Source organism: Pseudomonas sp. Root71 (assembly GCF_001429045.1).
In the GTDB taxonomy this organism is placed as follows: Bacteria; Pseudomonadota; Gammaproteobacteria; order Pseudomonadales; family Pseudomonadaceae; genus Aquipseudomonas; species Aquipseudomonas monachiensis.
In genome coordinates, this window is the sequence record NZ_LMHY01000001.1 from 559,829 (window position 1) to 582,946 (window position 23,118).

The 23,118-nt window shown below is 60.5% G+C and carries 19 protein-coding genes; 14 read left to right on the forward strand and 5 right to left on the reverse strand.

What is annotated here, in order from left to right; translation table 11 throughout:
* Positions 1 to 51: 51 nt before the first annotated feature.
* From dgcB to ASD95_RS02665, 5 genes are all read left to right on the forward strand, one after another.
* Positions 52 to 2,001 (forward strand): dimethylglycine demethylation protein DgcB, encoded by a 1,950-nt coding sequence (gene dgcB / locus ASD95_RS02645; RefSeq protein ID WP_056726571.1) that lies wholly within the window; start codon positions 52 to 54, stop codon positions 1,999 to 2,001.
* Entirely contained in the window at positions 2,001 to 3,221 is a 1,221-nt protein-coding gene (gene etfA, locus ASD95_RS02650; protein ID WP_056726572.1) for an electron transfer flavoprotein subunit alpha, read from the forward strand. The genes dgcB and etfA overlap by 1 nt, the downstream gene beginning before the upstream one ends.
* A gap of 15 nt (positions 3,222 to 3,236) precedes the next feature.
* Complete coding sequence (etfB, locus tag ASD95_RS02655; protein WP_056726573.1) at positions 3,237 to 4,007, forward strand: electron transfer flavoprotein subunit beta; 771 nt, start codon at positions 3,237 to 3,239, stop codon at positions 4,005 to 4,007.
* 45 nt (positions 4,008 to 4,052) lie between these two features.
* Positions 4,053 to 4,619, forward strand: a complete 567-nt coding sequence (locus ASD95_RS02660; RefSeq protein ID WP_056726574.1) for a GNAT family N-acetyltransferase — start codon at positions 4,053 to 4,055, stop codon at positions 4,617 to 4,619.
* Positions 4,620 to 4,843: 224 nt separating this feature from the next.
* The gene (locus ASD95_RS02665; protein ID WP_056726575.1) at positions 4,844 to 6,010 is read left to right on the forward strand and encodes a retropepsin-like aspartic protease; all 1,167 of its coding nucleotides are present in this window, start codon (positions 4,844 to 4,846) and stop codon (positions 6,008 to 6,010) included.
* A gap of 260 nt (positions 6,011 to 6,270) precedes the next feature.
* Here the strand turns inward: ASD95_RS02665 and ASD95_RS29035 are convergent, their stop codons facing one another.
* Together ASD95_RS29035 and gbcA are read right to left on the reverse strand one after the other, a co-directional pair.
* Entirely contained in the window at positions 6,271 to 6,639 is a 369-nt protein-coding gene (locus ASD95_RS29035) for a hypothetical protein (protein ID WP_156385818.1), read from the reverse strand.
* A gap of 150 nt (positions 6,640 to 6,789) precedes the next feature.
* A complete protein-coding gene (gene gbcA, locus ASD95_RS02670; protein WP_056726576.1) occupies positions 6,790 to 8,085 on the reverse strand; it encodes a glycine-betaine demethylase subunit GbcA in 1,296 nt (431 codons plus the stop codon).
* 287 nt (positions 8,086 to 8,372) lie between these two features.
* On the opposite strand from gbcA, the gene gbcB reads away from it, so the two are divergent.
* A complete protein-coding gene (gene gbcB, locus ASD95_RS02675; protein WP_056726680.1) occupies positions 8,373 to 9,473 on the forward strand; it encodes a glycine-betaine demethylase subunit GbcB in 1,101 nt (366 codons plus the stop codon).
* Between the two features lie 116 nt (positions 9,474 to 9,589).
* Here gbcB and ASD95_RS02680 read toward each other — a convergent pair whose 3' ends face one another.
* Both ASD95_RS02680 and ASD95_RS02685 read right to left on the reverse strand, forming a co-directional pair.
* Positions 9,590 to 10,414: an SDR family oxidoreductase gene (locus tag ASD95_RS02680; RefSeq protein WP_056726577.1), complete on the reverse strand. Its 825-nt coding sequence runs from the start codon at positions 10,412 to 10,414 to the stop codon at positions 9,590 to 9,592.
* Between the two features lie 205 nt (positions 10,415 to 10,619).
* The gene (locus ASD95_RS02685; RefSeq protein WP_056726578.1) at positions 10,620 to 11,660 is read right to left on the reverse strand and encodes a threonine aldolase family protein; all 1,041 of its coding nucleotides are present in this window, start codon (positions 11,658 to 11,660) and stop codon (positions 10,620 to 10,622) included.
* A gap of 132 nt (positions 11,661 to 11,792) precedes the next feature.
* On the opposite strand from ASD95_RS02685, the gene ASD95_RS02690 reads away from it, so the two are divergent.
* The 8 genes from ASD95_RS02690 (at position 11,793) to fdhA (ending at position 21,848) form a co-directional block, all read left to right on the forward strand.
* Complete coding sequence (locus ASD95_RS02690; RefSeq protein WP_056726579.1) at positions 11,793 to 12,557, forward strand: TraX family protein; 765 nt, start codon at positions 11,793 to 11,795, stop codon at positions 12,555 to 12,557.
* 282 nt (positions 12,558 to 12,839) lie between these two features.
* Positions 12,840 to 14,093: a serine hydroxymethyltransferase gene (gene glyA, locus ASD95_RS02695; RefSeq protein WP_046039380.1), complete on the forward strand. Its 1,254-nt coding sequence runs from the start codon at positions 12,840 to 12,842 to the stop codon at positions 14,091 to 14,093.
* A 23-nt stretch (positions 14,094 to 14,116) separates the two neighbouring features.
* A complete protein-coding gene (locus ASD95_RS02700) occupies positions 14,117 to 15,367 on the forward strand; it encodes a sarcosine oxidase subunit beta (protein ID WP_038981138.1) in 1,251 nt (416 codons plus the stop codon).
* A gap of 14 nt (positions 15,368 to 15,381) precedes the next feature.
* Positions 15,382 to 15,711 (forward strand): sarcosine oxidase subunit delta, encoded by a 330-nt coding sequence (locus tag ASD95_RS02705; protein ID WP_056726580.1) that lies wholly within the window; start codon positions 15,382 to 15,384, stop codon positions 15,709 to 15,711.
* Positions 15,708 to 18,725, forward strand: coding sequence for a sarcosine oxidase subunit alpha (locus ASD95_RS02710; RefSeq protein WP_056726581.1), 3,018 nt, complete (start codon positions 15,708 to 15,710; stop codon positions 18,723 to 18,725). The genes ASD95_RS02705 and ASD95_RS02710 overlap by 4 nt, the downstream gene beginning before the upstream one ends.
* 179 nt (positions 18,726 to 18,904) lie before the next feature.
* Positions 18,905 to 19,537, forward strand: coding sequence for a sarcosine oxidase subunit gamma (locus tag ASD95_RS02715; protein WP_056726582.1), 633 nt, complete (start codon positions 18,905 to 18,907; stop codon positions 19,535 to 19,537).
* A 37-nt stretch (positions 19,538 to 19,574) separates the two neighbouring features.
* Positions 19,575 to 20,432 carry a formyltetrahydrofolate deformylase gene (purU, locus tag ASD95_RS02720; protein WP_007981374.1) on the forward strand — a complete coding sequence of 286 codons (858 nt, stop codon included), beginning with the start codon at positions 19,575 to 19,577 and terminating at the stop codon, positions 20,430 to 20,432.
* Between the two features lie 216 nt (positions 20,433 to 20,648).
* Positions 20,649 to 21,848, forward strand: coding sequence for a formaldehyde dehydrogenase, glutathione-independent (fdhA, locus tag ASD95_RS02725; RefSeq protein ID WP_056726583.1), 1,200 nt, complete (start codon positions 20,649 to 20,651; stop codon positions 21,846 to 21,848).
* Positions 21,849 to 21,907: 59 nt separating this feature from the next.
* On the opposite strand, the gene ASD95_RS29530 is transcribed toward fdhA, so the two are convergent.
* Positions 21,908 to 22,990, reverse strand: coding sequence for an RHS repeat-associated core domain-containing protein (locus ASD95_RS29530; RefSeq protein WP_082562999.1), 1,083 nt, complete (start codon positions 22,988 to 22,990; stop codon positions 21,908 to 21,910).
* Positions 22,991 to 23,118 lie beyond the last annotated feature (128 nt).

Below are 23,118 nucleotides of genomic sequence, written 5' to 3' on the forward strand. Positions count from 1 at the left end.
AGCTCCTACGCCGACCGTGTTTCTCCAAGATGTACTGGTGGGAGCTTCACCATGTTGAACACCCTTCTTCCAATCCTGTTGTTCGCCGCCCTGGGCCTTGGTGTCCTGGGCGCGTTGCGGCGGGTGGCCATGTGGCGCCGGGGCCGGGCTTCGAAAGTCGACCTGATCGGCGGCCTGTTCGCCATGCCCAAGCGCTACATGGTCGACTTGCACCATGTGGTGGCGCGAGACAAATACATTGCCAACACCCACGTCGCCACGGCCGGCGGTGCGGTGGCGTCCATCGTGCTGGCGATTCTGGTGCATGGTTTCGGCCTGCATAACCGTTTCCTCGGCTATGCGCTGCTGCTGATGACAGCGGTGATGTTCGTCGGAGCGATCTTTGTTTACCTGCGTCGGCGCAACCCTCCGTCGCGCTTGTCGAAAGGCCCGTGGATGCGCCTGCCGAAAAGCTTGCTGGCGTTCTCGGTCTCGTTCTTCCTGTTGACCCTGCCGGTGGCCGGGATCCTCCCGGAAAACTTCGGTGGCTGGCTGGTGGCGGCGGTTCTCGGGGTAGGCGTGTTGTGGGGCGTGTCGGAACTGTTCTTCGGCATGACCTGGGGCGGGCCGATGAAGCACGCCTTCGCCGGTGCGCTGCACCTGGCCTGGCACCGTCGCGCCGAACGCTTCGGTGGCGGTCGTTCCACGGGCCTCAAGCCTCTGGACTTGAACGACCCGACCGCGCCACTGGGCGTGGAAAAACCCAAGGATTTTACCTGGAACCAATTGCTCGGCTTCGACGCCTGCGTGCAGTGCGGTAAATGCGAAGCAGCGTGCCCGGCCTTCGCCGCCGGTCAGCCGCTGAACCCGAAAAAACTGATTCAGGACATGGTCGTCGGCCTGGCCGGTGGCACCGATGCAAAATTCGCCGGCAGCCCGTATCCGGGCAAGCCGATAGGCGAACACGGGGGCAATCCGCATCAACCGATCGTCAACGGTCTGGTGGACGCCGAAACCCTGTGGTCGTGCACCACCTGCCGTGCCTGCGTCGAGGAATGCCCGATGATGATCGAGCACGTCGATGCCATCGTCGACATGCGCCGCCATCTAACCCTGGAAAAAGGCGCGACTCCGAACAAGGGTGCCGAAGTCCTGGAAAATCTGATCGCCACCGACAACCCGGGCGGTTTCGCGCCGGGCGGGCGGATGAACTGGGCAGCAGACTTGAACCTCAATCTGCTGAGCGAAAAGAAATCCACCGACGTGCTGTTCTGGGTTGGCGATGGCGCCTTCGACATGCGCAACCAGCGCACCCTGCGCGCCTTCGTCAAAGTGCTCAAAGCGGCGAAAATCGACTTCGCCGTCCTCGGCCTCGAAGAGCGCGATAGCGGGGATGTGGCCCGACGTCTGGGCGACGAAGCGACCTTCCAGCTGTTGGCCAAACGCAACATCCAGACCCTGGCCAAGTACAGCTTCAACCGCATCGTCACCTGCGATCCGCACAGCTTCCACGTGCTGAAAAACGAGTACGGCGCCTTCGATGGCAACTACCTGGTGCAGCACCACAGCACCTACATGGCGGAAATCATTGATGCTGGCGCGCTGAACCTCGGTCAGCACAAAGGCGACAGCGTGACCTACCACGACCCGTGCTACCTCGGCCGCTACAACGGCGAATACGAGGCGCCGCGTCAGGTCCTGCGCGCCCTCGGGATCGAAGTGAAAGAGATGCAACGTTCCGGTTTCCGCTCCCGCTGCTGCGGCGGTGGTGGCGGCGCGCCGATCACCGACATTCCGGGCAAGCAGCGCATTCCCGACATGCGCATGGAAGACATCCGCGAAACCGGCGCCGAACTGGTGGCCGTGGGTTGTCCACAATGCACCGCGATGCTTGAAGGCGTGGTCGAACCCCGGCCGATGATCAAGGACATCGCCGAACTGGTGGCTGATGCGCTGCTCGAAGACGCCGCGCCGGGAAAGCCTTCGACACCGGCCAAACGTGAACCTGCGGAGGTGCACTGATGAGCGACATTATCCGCCGCGACCCTCGGGCCGAATGGATTGCCCGCAACCGTCTGCACCCGCTGCACGCGGCCATGCAGCCAGCGCAACACAGCTGGATGGGGCCTAACGGCGTCATCCGCAAAAATCCCCATGGCATCGGTTTCATTGGTCCCAATGGCATCAAGCGTATCGACCGTAGCGGCGCTCAGCAGGGTGGAGCGACAAAACGTTCAGCCGCTGTTGAAGTGCAATTGCCGCTACATCAGGTGACCGCGCCGGCGTTTTACATCAGCGTGGTGCCGGACATGGTCGGTGGCCGCTTGAGCAGCCACGACCGTGACCTGCTGGGCCTGGCCCATCAACTGGCCGGCAAGGACGGCGCAGTGCTGGCCGTGGTGTTCGGCGAACACAAGGAAAACGCCTTCGCCACGGCAGGCGTCGACCGCCTGTTGGTGCTGGAAGGCGAAGAATTCAGCGGTTATGCACCGGAACAACGGGTCCAGGGGCTGCGGGCTGTGGATAACCAGTTCAGTCCGCGTCACTGGTTGCTGCCGGACAGCCGCAGCGGTGGTGGCGAACTTGGTCGCCGCTTTGCCGCCGCACTGGGCGAACGCCCGGCCACGCGGGTTTGGCAGGTCAAGGATCAGGAATGCATCGGCCGCGCCGGTGCTGGTTTGCAGGATCTTGCACGTCCGCTGGCGCGATTGATTCTGGCGGCTGTCGAGTGCGCCGAACCGGTCAGTGAAACCCGTCACGAAGCCTTGCCCGTGGAGTTATCCACAACCGTGGCGCGCAGCCTGTCGCGGATCGAAGATCTGGGCGCGGTGGCCGTCGATCCGGCGGCAATTCCCATGGCGGAAGCCGAGTTCATCTTCTCCGGCGGCAACGGGGTCAAGGACTGGGGCCTTTTCCACAGGACCGCCGAAGCCCTCGGCGCGACCGAAGGCGCATCGCGGGTGGCGGTGGACGACGGCTTCATGGCCCGCGACCGCCAAGTCGGCGCATCCGGTACCTGGGTCACCGCACGGGTCTATGTGGCGGTGGGGATTTCCGGGGCGATCCAGCACCTGCAAGGCATTGGTGCCTGCGACAAGGTGGTGGCGATCAACCTCGACCCCGGCTGCGACATGATCAAGCGCGCGGACCTCTCGGTGATCGGCGAGAGCGCGGAGATTCTTCAAGCATTGATCGAGGCGGTAGAGGCTTACCGCAACGACGCAAAGCGCGATGCGGCTTAAGGGAAGGAAAGGGTTATGAGCACGAAAATCATCAGCCTGGTGTCCATCGGTGCCCACCCGACATCCGGTCGGCCGCGTCGCGCGGAGCAGGATGCGCGGGCGGTGGAACTGGGCCTGCAACTGGCTGGGGATAACTTGCAGGTGCTGCATGCCGGCGATATTGCCGAGCCTGCCTTGCGCGCCTACCTGGGCATGGGGCTTGAGCAACTGCATGTGCTGGAGCAACCCCAAGGCGCCGACGCGCTACCGGCGCTGACCGACTATTTGCGTGATGCCGGGGCGCAGGTGGTGTTGACCGGCAGCCAGGCGGAAACCGGTGAAGGCTCGGGCATGTTGCCCTTCCTGCTGGCCGAAAGCCTGGGCTGGCCGCTGGTGGTGGGGCTGGCGCAGGTCGAGTCCATCGATGGCGGTTCGGCGCTGGTGCTGCAAGCCTTGCCCCGTGGTCAACGCCGTCGCCTGAAGGTACGCCTGCCGTTTCTGGCGACGGTGGATAACGCCGCCCCCAAGCCTCGGCAAAGCGCTTACGGCCCGGCTCGACGCGGTGTGCTGCAAGCACAGGACGTCGAGGTCATCGACGATGAACTGCTCGCGGTCGCCACTCTGCAACCGGCCAAGCCACGGCCCAAGCGCCTGAAGGTGATCAAGGCCAAGAGCGGCGCCGACCGCATGAAAGCCGCGACGGCCAAGGCCAGTGGTGGAGGCGGGCAGGTGCTTAAAGGCGTAACGGCCCAGGCCGGTGCCGAGGCCATCCTCAAATTGCTGATTGAAGAAGGTGTGGTCCGCTAACGCTTTCCTTCATGTGGACTGGATAAATCTGGCAGAGAAAAAACAATGGCAGTTGAATTTCGTTCGGCAGTGCGTGCGGACGCGCGCGCGATTGCGCGTCTGTTCCAGATTTCCTCAGAGGGCGCTTCGGATTACATCTGGAGCCAGTTGGCCGAGCCCGGTCAGGATTTGCTGGATGTAGGTGCCATTCGATACGCCCGGGACGACGTGGATTTCTCCTACCAGAACTGCCTGATTGCCGAGGCCGATGGTCAGGTCATTGGCATGATGCACAGCTACGCGATGCGCCACGATCCACTGGCTGTGCCGACGACCGACCCGGTACTGGCGCCTTACGCCGACATGGAGGTACCCGATACCCTGTACATCTCCAGCCTGGTCCTGCATGAAGGCTGGCGCAACCGGGGACTGGGCGTGCAGTTTCTCGCCCATGCTCAAGAACGCGCCGACCAACTGGGGCTCAATGGCCTGAGCCTGATCGACTACGCCGCCAACGCTGGCGCCCGGCGTTTTTACGAGCGGCACGGTTTCGGGATCATCAAGACCTGCCAGATCACCCCTCATCCCATGATCCGCGTCAGCGGTGACGCCTATCTTATGCACAGGCCTTGAGCTTGCTCGAGGGGGCGACCGGCGGCGGTTATCCACAACGCCACGAACCCTTGCTCTCGCTCCACGGGGACGAGGGCAGTGAGCTACAGTTTTCAATGCGCTGATCAGGGGTGCGGTACGCTTTCGGGAGCTTTCAGACATTCAGCGCTGACTCATAAAAACCGGTTTTTATGACTGGCCTGAATATGAAGACTTTCGCTCTTCTGGTGCTCTGTGCATCAGCCATGTGGTTATCCACAGGTGTGATCTCTGCCGCCCAGACAAATGCGCCTGTGGCTGACCAGGATTTTTACCGCTGGATAGACTCCGAACAGGGGCGCAGCGCGTCCCTGGCGCAACTGCGGCAACAGTGCGACAAGGTGCTGGATGCCGATAGACACCTCAGTTGCTCGGTAACTGTCTTCGCCAGATTGCTCGAAGCCAAGGCCGCCAACCAACTCCCTGAATACTACCTCGCGATCAAGGCCAGGCATGCCCGGGCGATTGCCGCCAGCGCCGATCTGAAGCCTCTGTTCTCCACGTTTGGCAGCAAATCACTGGCTATGCTGGCGGCGACTGGCGATTTCACGGTCAAGGGTTCGACGCCGCATGAGGTGCTGCCGCTCTATCCGTATGTCGGCGACTTTTACATCGCTGAACAAGTGCTGCCATTTATCGAGGTCGGCGCGGCCAATGGTGCCTCGGCGCGTTTTGTACTGGACACGGGGGCACCGCAAACCCGGGTCAACATCGACACCGCGAAACAGATGGGCATCAGGTTGTTGCCCGATGCTTTTTATCGCTACAGCACGTTTTATGGCGAAAAAGGCCTGGCTGCGAGGCTGGGCATTCTCCGGTCGCTGAAAGTCGGCACCCGTGAATTCAGGAACGTCCTGGTCTTTGTCAGCGACCGCGATAATCTGTTGGGGCTGGATCTGATCAGCAAGCTGGGGCGCTTGAAGATCACCAGCAGAACACTGGAGCTGAATCCGCCGCCTGCCACACGCTGTGATGCACCGATTGCCATTAGCCGCCTGGATCTCAATCAACGGTTGGTGGTGGCCGCACAGCTGGATCGCCGGGCAACGCAGGCCATCATCGATACGGGAAATGTCGACTACCTGACGGCCTCGTCACCTGGCAGGCAACTCAGCGATGCGCAGGCGCTGACACCGGGAAGCTCGAGCGTTTCCACCAACGACAACAAGCGTTTCCAACGCTTCGACGGCGTATTGGCCCTGCAGGGCAACACCATGGCGGTTACCTACAAATACTACCCGGGCTTTACCATCCCGCCGGCGCTGATAGCAGGGCAATACGTCCCGTCGATATTGCTCGGATGGCGCGCGTTCAAAGACTTTGAATTGAACCTGGACCTGGATTCAGGTCATTCATGCCTCAATAAAGTCTGAACAACTCGGTGTTTACCCACAATCCCTGTTGGTGGTTCTGTGGATAACATGTTCGCCCCTCGCTACACCCCATACAAATCAAGCCTTGCGAGGCGTCGTTCAAAAAACAACCAGCCTTGTTCGTGTTTTTTCCAAGCTTTTTCAAGGGGATAAGTGCTGCTGTGGATGCAAACTTGCCCCCAATCTCTGTTGGTGCTTCTGTGGATAAGATGTTTGCTATCGGCTGTAGGCCTTACAAATAGCGGCTTTCATGGTCGCGATCAAAAAATGATCAATTGACGGTTGTGAGCCGTGGAATTGCACGTAAACGCCGGTTTATTGCGGGTTATGGCAGTTTTCCACAGCGTCTTCGAAGTTAACCCCAAAGTCTGTTGGCGCTTCTGTGGATAAGGTGTTTGCCATCCTCTGAAAGCCTTGTAATACGTGGCTTTCAGGTTGTCGATCAAAAAATGATCAGTCCGTCCGTGGAAGCATGCTTCTGGATAAGTCACGATTTTTCTTTGGATTTTGTGAAGAAAATTTGCGGTCTTTCCACAGTTGTCCCCAATAGCTGTGGGTGGAGATGTGGATAACTTGTTTGCGGAAGGCTGGGAGGTGCGGCGGGCATAGGCCTGAACGAGATAGATCATATTTCGTTCAGTTCTAAATGATCGGGGAAAGTGAGGCCGCTTTCGCGAGCAAGCCCGCTCCCACAATGACCGAGGCGTTCACAGGGTTTGTGTGCGCCACCGATCCACTGTGGGAGCGGGCTTGCTCGCGAAGCTTTTTGCGTTTGATGTTTAGCCGCTAACCGGAACCCCTTTCAGATACGGCGCAGGCTCGGCCCCCAGGTTGCTCAGCAGACGCTCGCTGTACCAGTCCACGAAGTTCACCACGCCAAACTCATAGGTCTTGGAGTATGGCCCAGGCTGGTACGCGGTGGAGTTGATGCCGCGCTGGTTCTCTTCGGCCAGGCGGCGGTCCTGGTCGTTGGTGGCGTCCCAGACCTGGCGCATGCGCTCCACGTCGTAGTCCACGCCTTCGACCGCGTCCTTGTGCACGATCCACTTGGTGGTGACCATGGTTTCCTGGGCGCTGATCGGCCACACGGTGAACACGATGATGTGGTCACCCATGCAGTGGTTCCAGGAGTGCGGCAGGTGCAGGATGCGCATCGAGCCCAGGTCCGGGTTCTTGATGCGGCCCATCAGCTTGGCGCAGCCCTGTTTGCCGTCCATGGTCATCGACACGGTGCCCTTGAGCAGCGGCATGCGCACAATGCGGTTGCGCAGGCCGAAGCTGGCGTGGGCGTAAGGGATCTTCTCGGCTTCCCAGGCAGCGGCGGAGGCGGCGACGTGGTCCTTGAACGCCTGGTCGGCGCGCGGGTCGGTGACGTCGTCCCATTCCAGCAGGGTTTTGAGCAGTTCCGGGTGCGACGCGTTGCAGTGGTAGCACTCGCGGTTGTTTTCCAGCACCAGTTTCCAGTTGGCCTTTTCCATCAAGGTGGTTTGCACCGCCACCTTGGTGTTCTCCATGTCGTACGGTTCCATGTAGTGGTTGAGCGTCGACAGGAAGTCATCGATGGCCGGCGGGTTCTCCGCCAGGCTGATGAAGATGTAGCCGCCGGCGGTCTTCACGTTCACTGGCTTGAGGCCGTACTGGTTCATGTCGAAGTCGGCGCCCATTTCGGTGCCGGCGAACAGCAGGCGGCCGTCCAGTTCGTAGGTCCACTGGTGGTAGTGGCAGACCAGCTTGGCGACCTTGCCCTTGTCGCTGGTGCACAGGCGCGAGCCACGGTGGCGGCAGACGTTGTGGAACGCATGCACCACGCCTTCGGCGCCACGGATCACGATGATCGGGTTCTTGCCGATCTGCAGGGTCAGGTAGTTGCCCTTGGCGGGGATCTCGCAGGTCATGCCCGCGATCAACCACTCTTTCTGAAAGATTTCCTGCATGTCGATATCAAACAGGCGCTCGTCGGAGTAAAACGGCTGCGGCAGCGAGAACGTGCGCTCGCGCTCTTGCAGCATCTGTGCAGTGGCCTTGCGTGCGGGTTCCAGCGGATCGCCCAGGCTGATTTTTGCGGTGACGTCCATCGATTTGATCCTCAAGGCCATTCTGTGTGGCCGGCGAAAGTGACTTGGCTACGGTTTGCTACGCAAGGTGTAAAAGGTTGTGTCTTGGTATGGGGCGAGTGTGGGGCCGGCGCGGGGCAGAACCTTATCCATGGGCGACATGGTGCAATCTGTTCCCGACGCGCAAGCCCCGGTAGCCGGGGGCTGGTCGCGATAAGCATGTCAATGTCGCAGATAGGTAAATGGATGGTTCGCGCTATACGCAGAATCGCCAACATGAAGGCCGGCAGTCGGCCGTGGAGATCAGCATGTCCAATAGTTTCCTGAATCCGGTAACCACCCAGACCTGGGCCAATGGTCGACACATCGTCCGTTGCGTCAAAGTCATCCAGGAAACCTGGGATGTGCGCACCTTTTGCTTCATGGCCGACCAACCGATCATGTTCTTCTTCAAGCCGGGGCAGTTCGTCACCCTTGAGCTGGAGATCGAAGGGCAGCCGATCATGCGCTCGTACACCATTTCCAGCTCGCCGTCGGTGCCGTACAGCTTTTCGGTAACCATCAAGCGCGTGCCGGGTGGCAAGGTGTCCAACTGGTTGCACGACACCCTGCACGAAGGCCAGGAGCTGGCGGTGCACGGGCCGGTCGGGCTGTTCAACGCCATGGACTTCCCGAGCCCGAAAGTCCTGTACCTGAGCGGCGGCGTGGGGATCACCCCGTGCATGTCCATGGCGCGCTGGTTCTATGACACCAACGCCAACGTCGACATGACGTTTATCCACAGCGCCCGCTCGCCCAAAGACATCATCTATCACCGCGAGCTGGAACACATGGCGTCGCGGATCGATAACTTCAGCCTGCACCTGATCTGCGAGAAGCACGGACTGGGCGAGCCATGGGCCGGTTATCGCGGTTACCTCAATCACAAGATGCTGGAACTGATGGTTCCTGACTTCCTCGAGCGCGAAGTGTTCTGCTGCGGCCCGACGCCATACATGAACGCGGTCAAACGCTTGCTCGAAGCCGCTGGCTTCGACATGTCGCGTTACCATGAAGAGTCCTTCGGAGCGACCCCGCCAGAGGCGCGCGCCGACGCCGTGGAGCACGCCGAGCAAGCGGCCGACGCACCGGAACTCGACGCGGCAGACCTGCATCAAGTGGAATTCACCGCCTCCGGCAAGAGCATCCGCGTGGCCCCGGGCGAGACCGTGCATGCGGCAGCGGCCAAGGTCGGCCTGCTGATTCCGAAAGCGTGCGGCATGGGGATTTGCGGGACGTGCAAGGTGTTGAAGCTGGGCGGCGAAGTGGAGATGGAGCACAACGGCGGGATCACCGAGGAAGACGAAGCCGAAGGGTTCATCCTGTCGTGCTGCAGCGTGCCGAAGGGGGATGTGCGGATCGAGTTCTAAACAGCGCCGATCTTCGCCCTGTAGGAGCAGCCGAAGGCTGCGATCTTTTGACTTTTTTACAATCAAGATCAAAAGATCGCAGCCTTCGGCAGCTCCTACGGGGCATGTGTAGAAAATCAGTCGACAAACAGATCCGTCATCAGCTTGTCGCTGCTGTCGGGCGCGAACCGATAGTGTTCGAACTCCGTCACACCGTTCTCCCGCAGTATCTCCTCATCAATCAGCAAGCGCCCGGTGATGCTGCGCCCGCTGCTGCCCAGAATCACATGCGCCGCATCCGCCATGATCGCTGGCAGGCGCGCATGCTTGAACGATTCCCTCGACCCCAGCTGAAACTCGATGGCGGCGGTGGCAATCATCGTCTGTGGCCACAGCGAGTTGACGCTGATCCCGTAGTTCTTGAATTCCTCACTCATGCCAAGCGTCAGCATGCTCATGCCGTACTTGGTGACGGTATAGGGGCTGTATTGGGCGAACCACTTGGTGGCCAGGTTCAGCGGAGGGGACAGGTTGAGGATGTGGCCACCGGACTTCTTCAGGTACGGCAACGCAGCCTGGCTGCACAGCAAGACGGCGCGGGTGTTGATCTGGTGCATCAGGTCGAAGCGCTTGAGTTCGAGGTGCTGGACCCCGGTGAGCTTGATCGCCCCGGCGTTGTTGATCAGTGCATCGATACCACCGAAATGTTCGTTGGCCTGGGCCAGGGCCTCACGTACGGCATCCTCCTCCCGCACATCCACTTGCAAGGCCAGCGCCTTGCCGCCTGCGGCTTCCACTTCCTTGGCCACACTGAAAATCGTGCCCGGCAGCTTGGCGTGGGGTTCGGCGCTTTTGGCGGCTATGACGATGTTGGCCCCGTCGCGTGCGGCCCGCAGCGCGATCTCGCGGCCAATGCCGCGGCTGGCGCCGGTGATGAACAGGGTTTTGCCTTGCAATGACATGCTGACGCTCCTGATTGTTGTTATGTGAGCGGTTCGGCTCGACAAACAATGTAGACGAGGAGCAAGCAACAGGGGGAGATGGTGTTGGCTTTTGTGGGAGCGAGCTTGCTCGCGATAGCGGAGTGTCAGTCGACATCAATGTTGGATGTGCTGGCCTCATCGCGAGCAAGCTCGCTCCCACAGGGGAGCGGTGTAAACCAATGTTTTAGTGGGACATGACTTCCCGGATATCCCGCGCCAGTTCCCGCACCCGCTCTTCCTCGGTGTCCCACGAGCACATGAAGCGTGCGCCGCCGTTGCCGATGAAGGTGTAGAAGCGCCAGCCCTTGGCGGTCAGTGCGGCGATGGCCGGTTCCGACAGTTGCAGGAACACGCCGTTGGCCTGTACCGGGAACATCAGCTCAACGCCGGGAATGTCGCTGACCAGTTCGGCGAGCAATTGTGCGCAGTGGTTGGCGTGGTTGGCGTATTTGAGCCAGGCGTCGTTTTCCAGGATCCCGACCCACGGTGCCGACAGGAAGCGCATTTTCGAGGCCAGTTGCCCGGCCTGCTTGCAGCGGTAATCGAAGTCTTCGGCCAGTTTGTGGTTGAAGAACAGTATTGCCTCGCCCACCGCCATGCCGTTTTTCGTGCCGCCAAAGCACAGCACGTCGACACCGGCCTTCCAGGTCAGGTCAGCCGGGGTGCAGCCGAGGAATGCGCAGGCGTTGGAGAAGCGCGCGCCGTCCATGTGCAGGTTCAAGCCAAGCTCTTTGCAGGTGGCGCTGATGGCGCGGATTTCGTCCGGCGTGTAGACGCTGCCGACTTCGGTGGCTTGGGTCAGGGTCACGACGCGGGGTTTCGGGTAATGGATGTCCTGGCGCTTGAGCGCGACCTCGCGGATCGATTCCGGGGTCAGCTTGCCGTTTTCAGTGCGGGCGATCAGCAGTTTGGAGCCGTTGGAGAAGAATTCCGGGGCGCCGCATTCGTCAGTTTCGACGTGGGCGGTTTCCGAGCAGATCACGCTGTGGTAACTCTGGCACAACGACGACAACGCCAGCGAGTTGGCGGCGGTGCCATTGAAGGCGAAAAACACTTCGCAGTCGGTTTCGAACAGCTTGCGGAATCCGTCAGAGGCGCGGGCGGTCCACTCGTCGTCGCCGTATGCGCGTTGGTGGCCGTGGTTGGCCTGTTCCATGGCCGCCCAGGCTTCAGGGCAGATGCCGGAATAGTTGTCGCTGGCGAATTGTTGGCTCTTGTCGGTCATGGCCTGCTTCCGTGGTCGAGATGCCTATGGTGAAGCGTCCCGTGGTCAATGAGGGTGCGCACCGTACCCAAGATCGTCAGGTGGAGCACACTGGATGTCGCTGTCGGGAACATACACAGTCGAAGGGCAATTATGCACGTGACTATGTACAAGAGCATGTACAAGAGCATGCACGAGGCCATGCACTTAAAGCCGCGCGATGGGGCACTGGATCTGCTCAAGTGGCTGGCGCTTTTGAGCATGGTGCTCGATCACCTGCGATATGTCGGTTATTCCGCCGATTTGTTGTATGTGCCGGGGCGCCTGGCGTTTCCGTGGTTCTGCCTGGCGATGGCGGTCAATCTGGCGCGAAAGCCTGTTGTGGTGAACGCCGGGCAATGGCGTTATCTGGGCTGGTTGTTGCTGTTTAGTGCGGTGAGTGAAATTCCTTACCGGATGTACATTCCCAATCCCGACACCTTGAATGTGCTGCCCACCCTTGCCCTGGGCTTGCTGGTGGTTCGTGGCTGGCAGCAGCCGGTGCTTGCGTCGCGCCTGCTGGCGGTGGGCGCGTTGCTGTTGGCAGGTTTTTTCTCCCAGCGATTGATGTTCGGGTTCTTTGGCGTGCTGTTGCCACTGGCGATGTTGCTGGTGCTGCAACGGCCCTGGTATTTCGCGCTGTTGGCGGGGTTGGTATGCCTGGCGGCCAATCAGTGGCAGGTGCTGTATTACGCCGCTCGTCTGGGCAATTTCACGGCGATTCCGGCCATCGTCGCGTGTCTGATTGCGCCATGGCTCGGGCTGTTCTTGTTGCGACATGCAAAGGACGTAAAACCACCACCGATGCGGCGCTGGGCGTATGCGCTCTATCCATTGCATTTCCTGGTGTTGCTTGCAGTGCGTCAGGTTATCGCCTGACCCTGTGGGAGCGGGTTTGCTCGCGAAGCAGGCACTGCGGTATTTCAGACAGACTGCGTTATCGTTCTTCGCGAGCAAGCCCGCTCCCACAGGGGTTGCATGCTGATTTGAGGTTTGTGTTTGGCCCGCCATTTCTCCCCATGTCGTAAACGCACCTTTGCGTGGCGCCCGTAGGCATTTGACCCTTTGAAGCCAGTCATACCATCGCTACCAAAGGGCACTGCCGAAATGCCAGTGCCTTACCGAGACGAATGGCGCAAAGATGCCGCTGGGAGAGACGCGATGTTCAGCAAGCAAGACCAGATCCAGGGTTACGACGATGCACTGCTGGCGGCGATGAATGCCGAGGAGCAACGCCAGGAAGATCACATCGAGCTGATCGCGTCGGAGAACTACACCAGCAAGCGCGTGATGGAAGCGCAAGGCAGCGGTCTGACCAACAAATATGCCGAAGGCTACCCGGGCAAGCGCTACTACGGTGGCTGCGAGCACGTCGACAAGGTTGAGGCGCTGGCCATCGAGCGCGCCAAGCAACTGTTCGGCGCCGATTACGCCAACGTGCAGCCGCACTCCGGTTCCTCGGCCAACAGCGCCGTGTACCTGGCCCTGCTGCAAGCCGGCGACACCATCCTCGGCATGAGCCTGGCCCACGGCGGTCACCTGACCCACGGCGCCAAAGTGTCGTCCTCGGGCAAGCTGTACAACGCCGTGCAGTACGGCATCGACACCAAGACCGGTCTGATCGATTACGACGAAGTCGAGCGCCTGGCCGTCGAGTGCAAGCCGAAGATGATCGTTGCCGGCTTCTCGGCCTACTCCAAGACCCTCGACTTCCCACGCTTCCGCCAGATTGCCGACAAGGTTGGTGCACTGCTGTTCGTCGACATGGCCCACGTGGCCGGTCTGGTCGCTGCCGGCCTGTACCCGAACCCGCTGCCGTACGCCGATGTGGTCACCACCACTACCCACAAGACCCTGCGCGGTCCACGTGGCGGCCTGATCCTGGCCAAGTCCAACGAAGAAATCGAGAAGAAGCTCAACGCGGCAGTTTTCCCGGGTGCCCAGGGCGGCCCGCTGATGCACGTGATCGCCGGTAAGGCGGTGTGCTTCAAGGAAGCGCTGGAGCCTGGCTTCAAGGTTTACCAGCAGCAAGTGATCGACAACGCCCAGGCCATGGCCGGCGTGTTTATCAAACGCGGCTACGATGTAGTGTCCGGCGGTACCGACAACCATCTGTTCCTGGTCAGCCTGATCCGTCAGGGCCTCACCGGTAAAGAGGCAGATGCCGCTCTCGGTCGCGCCCACATCACTGTGAACAAGAACGCTGTCCCGAACGATCCACAGTCGCCGTTCGTGACCTCGGGCCTGCGCATCGGTACCCCGGCGGTCACCACTCGCGGCTTCAAGGTGACCCAGTGCGTCACGCTGGCCGGCTGGATCTGCGACATCCTCGACAACCTCGGCGACGCCGATGTCGAGGCCAATGTCGCCGAGCAAGTGGCAGCCCTGTGCGCGGACTTCCCGGTTTATCGCTGAGTGCGGTTTTGGAGTAAATGACTATGCAACGCTACTCGGGCTTCGGCCTCTTCAAACACTCTCTCAGCCATCATGAAAACTGGCAGAAAATGTGGCGCACGCCGACCCCTAAAAAGGTCTATGACGTGGTCATCGTCGGCGGTGGCGGGCATGGTCTCGCCACGGCCTACTACCTGGCCAAGGAGCACGGCATCACCAACGTGGCCGTGGTCGAGAAAGGCTGGCTGGGCGGTGGTAACACTGCGCGCAACACCACCATCGTTCGCTCCAACTACCTGTGGGACGAGTCGGCGCACCTGTACGAACACGCGATGAAACTGTGGGAAGGCTTGTCCCAGGACCTGAACTACAACGTGATGTTCTCCCAGCGTGGCGTCTACAACCTGTGCCACACCCTGCAGGACATCCGTGATTCCGAGCGTCGGGTCAGCGCCAACCGCCTCAACGGCGTGGACGGTGAGCTGCTCGATGCCAAACAGGTGGCCGACGAGATTCCGTACCTCGACTGCTCCAAGAACACCCGCTACCCGGTGATGGGCGCTACCGTCCAGCGTCGCGGCGGCGTGGCCCGGCACGATGCCGTGGCCTGGGGCTTTGCCCGTGCCGCTGATGCCTTGGGCGTGGACCTGATTCAACAAACCGAAGTGATCGGGTTCCGCAAGGAAAACGGCGTGTGCATCGGCGTTGAAACCAACAAAGGCTTTATCGGCGCCAAGCGCGTCGGCGTAGTGACCGCCGGTAACTCCGGGCACATGGCCAAGCTCGCCGGTTTCCGCCTGCCGATCGAATCGCACCCGCTGCAGGCGCTGGTGTCCGAGCCGATCAAGCCGATTATCGACAGCGTGATCATGTCCAACGCCGTACACGGCTACATCAGTCAGTCCGACAAGGGCGACCTGGTGATCGGCGCCGGTATCGACGGCTACAACGGCTACGGCCAGCGTGGTTCGTACCCGGTGATCGAGCACACCGTCCAGGCCATCGTCGAGATGTTCCCGGTGCTGTCGCGGGTACGCATGAACCGTCAGTGGGGCGGCATCGTCGACACCACGCCGGACGCATGCCCGATCATCTCGAAAACCCCGGTACCGAACATGTTCTTCAACTGCGGTTGGGGCACCGGCGGCTTCAAAGCCACACCTGGTTCGGGCAACGTGTTTGCCGCGAGCCTGGCCAAGGGTGAAATGCACCCACTGGCCGCACCTTTCTCCATCGACCGTTTCCACAACGGTGCGTTGATCGATGAACACGGCGCTGCTGCGGTTGCCCACTAACAGGAGAAATCCCCATGTTGCATATCTTCTGTCCTCACTGCGGCGAGTTGCGCTCCGAAGAGGAATTCCACGCATCCGGCCAGGCGCACATCCCGCGTCCACTGGATCCGAACACCTGCACCGACGAGGAGTGGGGCGACTACATGTTCTTCCGCGATAACCCGCGCGGTCTGCACCACGAGCTGTGGGATCACGTCGCCGGTTGCCGTCAGTACTTCAACGTCACCCGTGACACCGTGACCTACGAGATTCTCGAAACCTACAAGATCGGCGCCAAGCCACAATTCACCGACAAGACCGATAGCCCGAAAGCGGCCAGCACGGCTCTGGGAGAGAAGGTATGAGCCAGATCAATCGCCTGTCCAATGGCGGACGGATCGACCGCAACAAAGTCTTGACCTTCACCTTCAACGGCCAGAACTACAAAGGCTTCGAAGGCGATTCCCTGGCCGCTGCTCTGCTGGCCAACGGCGTCGACATCATCGGTCGCAGCTTCAAGTATTCCCGTCCGCGCGGCATCTTCGCTGCCGGCGCTGAAGAGCCGAACGCGGTACTGCAGATCGGCGCCACCGAAGCCACGCAGATCCCGAACGTGCGCGCCACGCAACAGGCGCTGTACCAAGGCCTGGTCGCCACCAGCACCAACGGCTGGCCGAGCGTCAACAACGACATGATGGGGATTCTCGGCAAGGTCGGCGGCAAGCTGATGCCACCGGGTTTCTACTACAAAACCTTCATGTACCCGCAATCGTTCTGGATGACTTACGAGAAGTACATTCGTAAGGCTGCCGGTCTTGGCCGCTCGCCGACCGAGAACGATCCGGACACCTACGACTACATGAACCAGCACTGCGACGTGCTGATCGTCGGCGCCGGCCCTGCTGGCCTGGCCGCTGCACTGGCCGCTGCGCGCAGCGGTGCCCGCGTGATCCTCGCCGATGAGCAGGAAGAGTTCGGCGGCAGCCTGCTCGACTCCCGCGAAAGCCTCGACGGCAAACCGGCGATGGAGTGGGTGGCCAGCGTTATCGACGAACTGAAGAACACCCCGGACGTGCTGCTCTTGCCGCGCGCCACCGTAAACGGCTATCACGATCACAACTTCCTGACCATTCACGAGCGTTTGACCGATCACCTCGGCGACCGCGCACCGATTGGCCAGGTGCGTCAGCGCATCCACCGGGTCCGCGCCAATCGCGTGGTACTGGCGACCGGCGCTCACGAGCGTCCACTGGTCTACGGTAACAACGACGTGCCGGGCAACATGCTCGCCGGCGCCATCTCGACTTACGTGCGTCGTTACGGCGTGGCACCGGGCAAGAAGCTGGTGCTGTCGACCAACAACGACCACGCCTACCGCGTTGCCCTGGATTGGCTCGATGCCAGCCTGCAAGTGGTGGCTATCGCCGATGCCCGCAGCAATCCGCGTGGTGCGCTGGTGGAAGAAGCCCGCGCCAAAGGCATCCGCATCCTCACCGGCAGCGCCGTGATCGAGGCCCGTGGCAGCAAGCGCGTGACCGCTGCCCGTGTGGCCGCCATCGACGTCAAAGCCCACACCGTGACCAGCCCGGGCGAATGGCTCGACTGCGATGTGGTCGCCAGCTCCGGTGGCTACAGCCCGGTGGTTCACCTGGCTTCGCACCTGGGCGGCAAGCCGACCTGGCGCGAAGACATCCTCGGTTTCGTACCGGGCGAAGCACCGCAGAAACGCGTGTGTGTCGGTGGCATCAACGGCGTCTACGGCCTTGGCGATTCCCTGGCCGATGGTTTTGAAGGTGGCGTTCGCGCTGCTGCCGAAGCCGGCTTCCAGTCGGTCGAAGGCGTGTTGCCAAAAGCCCTGAGCCGTCTCGAAGAGCCGACCCTGGCGCTGTTCCAGGTGCCCCATGAAAAGAACACCGCCCGGGCGCCGAAGCAATTCGTCGACCTGCAAAACGACGTCACCGCCGCCGCCATCGAACTGGCGACCCGCGAGGGCTTCGAGTCGGTCGAGCACGTCAAGCGCTACACCGCGCTGGGCTTCGGTACCGATCAGGGCAAGCTTGGCAACGTCAACGGCCTCGCCATCGCTGCCCGCTCGCTGAACGTGACCATCCCGCAGATGGGCACCACCATGTTCCGCCCGAACTACACGCCGGTGACTTTCGGCGCCGTGGCCGGTCGTCACTGTGGGCACATCTTCGAGCCGGTGCGTTACACCGCACTGCATCAATGGCACCTGAAAAACGGCGCCGAGTTCGAAGACGTCGGCCAGTGGAAACGTCCTTGGTACTTCCCGAAATCCGGTGAAGACCTGCATGCCGCCGTGAAGCGCGAATGCAAAGCCGTGCGCGACAGCGTCGGCCTGCTGGATGCTTCGACCCTCGGCAAGATCGACATCCAGGGCCCGGATGCGCGTGAGTTCCTCAACCGCGTCTACACCAACGCCTGGACCAAGCTCGATGTGGGCAAGGCGCGTTACGGCCTGATGTGCAAAGAAGACGGCATGGTCTTCGACGACGGAGTGACGGCTTGCCTGGCCGACAACCACTTCGTCATGACCACCACCACCGGCGGCGCGGCTCGTGTTCTGCAGTGGCTGGAGCTGTACCACCAGACCGAATGGCCGGACATGAAGGTGTACTTCACCTCCGTCACCGACCACTGGGCGACCATGACCCTGTCCGGGCCGAACAGCCGCAAGCTGCTCGCTGAAGTCACCGACATCGACCTGAGCAGCGAAGCCTTCCCGTTCATGACCTGGAAAGAAGGCCTGGTGGGTGGTGTGCCGGCGCGGGTATTCCGGATTTCGTTTACCGGTGAGCTGTCGTACGAAGTCAACGTGCAAGCCGACTACGCCATGGGCGTGCTGGAAAAAATCGTCGACGCCGGCAAGAAGTACAACCTGACCCCGTACGGCACTGAAACCATGCACGTGCTGCGGGCGGAGAAGGGCTTCATCATCGTCGGCCAGGACACTGACAGCTCGATGACCCCGGACGACCTGAACATGGGCTGGTGTGTCGGTCGCACCAAACCGTTCTCGTGGATCGGTTGGCGTGGCATGAACCGTGAAGACTGCGTGCGTGATCAGCGCAAGCAACTGGTTGGGCTGAAGCCGATCGATCCGAACAAATGGCTGCCGGAAGGCGCGCAACTGGTGTTCAACACCAAGCAAGCCATCCCGATGACCATGGTGGGTCACGTGACTTCCAGTTACCTGCACAACTCCCTGGGCTATTCGTTCGCCATGGGCGTGGTCAAGGGCGGGTTGCAGCGGATGGGCGAGCGAGTGTTCGCACCGCTGGCCGACGGCAGCGTGATCGAGGCGGAAATCGTTTCTTCGGTGTTCTTTGATCCGAAGGGCGAACGCCAGAACGTTTGATGGCTTCAAGGCTTGTGAGTGGGCATTGACACCGAGTCGGCCCATTCGCGAGCAAGCCCGCTCCCACAGGGGAATGCGGTCAAATGTGGGAGCGGCGGTGCGACGATTCGCCTTGCTCGCGAAGGCGGTAGTGCAGCCACCACAAGGCCGGAACCAACAGAATTCAGGAAAGGTGCTTTATGACCGCAGCCAATGTTTACCAACAACGCCCAACCTCCGGGGCCAAGGCCGAGTCGTCGTTGCATCACGCCGACCTCGCCAGCCTGGTGGGCAAGGGTCGCAAGAACGCCGGCGTGATCGTGCGTGAAAAGAAACTCCTCGGCCACCTGACCATCCGTGGCGATGGCCACGATGCAGCATTCGCCGCAGGCGTGCACAAGGCCCTGGGCATTGAGTTGCCAGGCGCACTGAGCGTCATTGTCAAAGGCGAAACCAGTCTGCAATGGATGGGGCCGGATGAGTGGCTGCTGATCGTGCCGACCGGTGAAGAACTGGTCGCCGAGCAAAAACTGCGCAAAGCGCTGGGCGATTTGCACATTGCGATCGTCAACGTCAGCGGCGGCCAACAACTCCTCGAACTGAGCGGCCCGAACGTGCGCCAGGTGCTGATGAAGTCCACCAGCTACGACGTGCACCCGAACAACTTCCCGGTGGGCAAGGCCGTCGGCACGGTGTTCGCCAAATCGCAACTGATGATCCGTCACACCGCCGAAGACACCTGGGAACTGCTGATTCGTCGCAGCTTCTCGGATTACTGGTGGTTGTGGTTGCAGGACGCTTCTGCCGAGTATGGCCTGAGCGTGCAGGCCTGATCACCACCTTTACCGATTTCTCAGGAGTCACCGCATTATGAGCCGCGCCCCAGACACATGGATTCTGACCGCCGACTGCCCCAGCGTACTCGGCACCGTGGACGCGGTGACCCGCTTTCTGTTCGAGCAGGGCTGCTACGTTACCGAGCACCATTCCTTCGATGACCGGCTCTCGGGCCGTTTTTTCATTCGTGTGGAATTCCGCCAGCCTGACGGTTTCGACGAGCAGTCCTTTCGCGCGGGCCTGGCCGAGCGCGGTGAAGCCTTCGGCATGATCTTCGAACTGACCGCGCCGAACTACCGGCCGAAAGTGGTGATCATGGTTTCCAAGGCCGATCACTGCCTCAACGACTTGCTCTATCGCCAGCGCATCGGCCAGTTGTCGATGGACGTGGCCGCCGTGGTCTCCAACCACCCGGACCTCAAGCCGTTGGCCGACTGGCACCAGATTCCGTACTACCACTTCCCGCTGGACCCGAACGACAAACCGTCGCAAGAGCGCCAGGTGTGGCAGGTGATCGAAGAGTCCGGTGCGGAACTGGTGATCCTTGCGCGCTACATGCAAGTGCTGTCGCCGGAGCTGTGCCGCAAGCTCGATGGCAAGGCGATCAACATTCACCACTCCCTGCTGCCCGGGTTCAAGGGCGCCAAGCCCTACCACCAGGCCTACAACAAGGGCGTGAAACTGGTGGGCGCCACCGCGCATTACATCAACAACGACCTGGATGAAGGCCCGATCATTGCCCAGGGTGTCGAGGCAGTGGACCACAGCCATTACCCGGAAGACCTGATCGCCAAGGGGCGGGATATCGAAGGGCTGACGCTGGCGCGGGCGGTGGGGTATCACATTGAAAGACGCGTGTTTTTGAACGCCAACCGTACGGTCGTTCTCTAGATTGCTATCGCGAGCAAGTCGAATTGTCGCACCGTCGCTCCCACAGGGTTTTGTGTCGTTCACAAATCTTAAGTTCAACCCGAATCACTGTGGGAGCGGGCTTGCCCGCGAAGAGGCCCTTACAGGCAACACAAGAAACAGCATCTGTACCCAAGCACTTAACGCGCTGCCTGCCTGGGCAACGCGGTTCCATAAAAACAACAGCGAGGTGAAAGCATGTCTGGTAATCGTGGTGTGGTGTATCTCGGCGCTGGCAAGGTCGAAGTGCAAAGTATTGACTATCCGAAAATGCAGGACCCGCGCGGCAGGAAGATTAACCACGCTGTCATCCTGCGTGTGGTGTCCACCAACATCTGTGGTTCCGACCAGCACATGGTGCGCGGGCGTACCACAGCGCAAACCGGCCTGGTGCTGGGCCATGAGATCACCGGTGAAGTGATCGAGAAGGGCAGCGACGTCGAGAACCTGCAAATCGGCGACCTGGTATCCGTACCGTTCAACGTGGCTTGCGGGCGCTGCCGTTCCTGCAAGGAAATGCATACCGGCGTGTGCCTGAGCGTCAACCCTGCGCGTCCGGGCGGTGCTTATGGTTACGTCGACATGGGCGACTGGACCGGCGGCCAGGCCGAATACGCCATGGTGCCGTACGCCGACTTCAACCTGCTGAAACTGCCGGATCGCGACCGTGCGATGGAAAAAATCCGCGACCTGACCTGCCTCTCCGACATCCTGCCGACCGGCTATCACGGTGCCGTGACCGCTGGCGTCGGCCCGGGCAGCACTGTGTACATCGCCGGTGCCGGTCCGGTCGGCCTGGCGGCGGCCGCATCCGCTCGCCTGCTGGGCGCGGCGGTGGTGATCGTTGGTGACGTCAACACCGTGCGCCTGGCCCATGCCAAGGCCCAGGGCTTCGAGATCGCCGACCTGTCACTCGATACCCCGCTGCACGAACAGATCGCCGCACTGCTGGGCGAACCGGAAGTGGATTGCGCCATCGACGCTGTAGGCTTCGAGGCCCGTGGCCATGGCCATGACGGCGTGAAACACGAAGCCCCGGCCACCGTGCTCAACTCGCTGATGGGCGTGGTGCGCGTGGCCGGCAAGATCGGTATCCCCGGCCTCTACGTGACCGAAGACCCGGGCGCCGTCGACGCTGCCGCGAAAATGGGCAGCCTGAGCATCCGCTTCGGCCTGGGCTGGGCCAAATCCCACAGCTTCCACACCGGCCAGACCCCGGTGATGAAGTACAACCGCGCGCTCATGCAAGCGATCATGTGGGACCGCATCAACATCGCCGAAGTGGTGGGGGTGCAGGTGATCAGCCTGGATCAGGCGCCGCAGGGTTATGGCGAGTTCGATGCGGGTGTGCCGAAGAAGTTTGTGATTGATCCGCATAAGATGTTTAGTGCGGCGTAATCACATTGAAAATAATAGGGCGGCGTTGAGTCGCCCTATTACATTCAGTTTTGATTGGCCTATGGGGTGTATCGAATGGCAGTTCCTATATCCGAAAGATTTCTAGCAAAATTTTTACCCTTGAATACCATGTCCAATGAAGTTGCCACTTCGTTAGTTGATTTACGAGACTCATGTTCACGTAATGGACTTCGACTCCTGGATATACGGACTTGTCCACGGTAAGCGTCTACTGGTGTTTCAGTGATTTTTGCGAGGCGTCCTGCAAATGAACTTCCTCCATTGCTCCCAGCATGACATGCGATGAGGTGGATGTTTCCATAGTCTGTAATGTTTACTTCTGAGTGCTTTAGTTGTTCGAAAAGCTGTTTTGGATCTAAGGGGTTTCTATTGCTTGCAATGCTTGATTTGTTGAGGATTGTTGCTTTGATTCCGTGGGCTTCTATGTTCAGTTGTTTTTTACCTTCGTAAACAGTATCGAAGCGGACTACTCCATCGGACAATACTCTGACGTTTTCAATAGGTCCGTTTTGAATGACTGGTTTCGCCGCCCGACTCGATGATCTGAGTCCAATACTTCTGAAAATGGACTTGAAAGCGCCCTTCACCGACCAATGTCCATCTACCTCCGCTCGGTTTGTCGGGTCGCCCATACAATACGCATACGCATTCAACCCGCCCTCCCCAAACGGGCTCCAACTATCCGGGCTGTTAAACCGCATCAACACCGGGTTAAACGCCCGATAACCATTCCCCAACAAATAACACCCCGTCACTGGATCCGGTCTTTCGCCGTTGAAGCCGAGCAAGCTGAGCAAACCGTTCTCCACCGGGCGATGGCCATAAGGCGTGTAGGCCATGGAGTGTGGCCGAGCGACATCAAGTACATTCAACACCGAACGCTGTTGATCAGTGGCAAGCAAGTGCGCTTCCATGGCCCCACTCTGACGCTGCTGCTGAGCCAGCAGTTGATCCTCATGCTGCATGATCGAACGCTGCACAGCGTCTTGAATCTCGGTGGCCAGACGATCTTTCAGGTAAAAGCGTCGGGTGGGGGCCTGCGTAGAGGGAGTGCAATCAACCAGACGATCCAGCGGGTCGTAGTGGTAGCGGCAGAGCAGCGTTTCTCGATTGGGGAGCATGGCCGGGGTTCCTGAATGAGTTTGTCGATTCAGGGTTTTACTGTGGCGCATTCGAACAGAGCCGCCTACTAGCAGAACTGATAGTGCTGCAGGCTTCAGGGCTGCTTTGTGACGAGCGGATGGGAAAT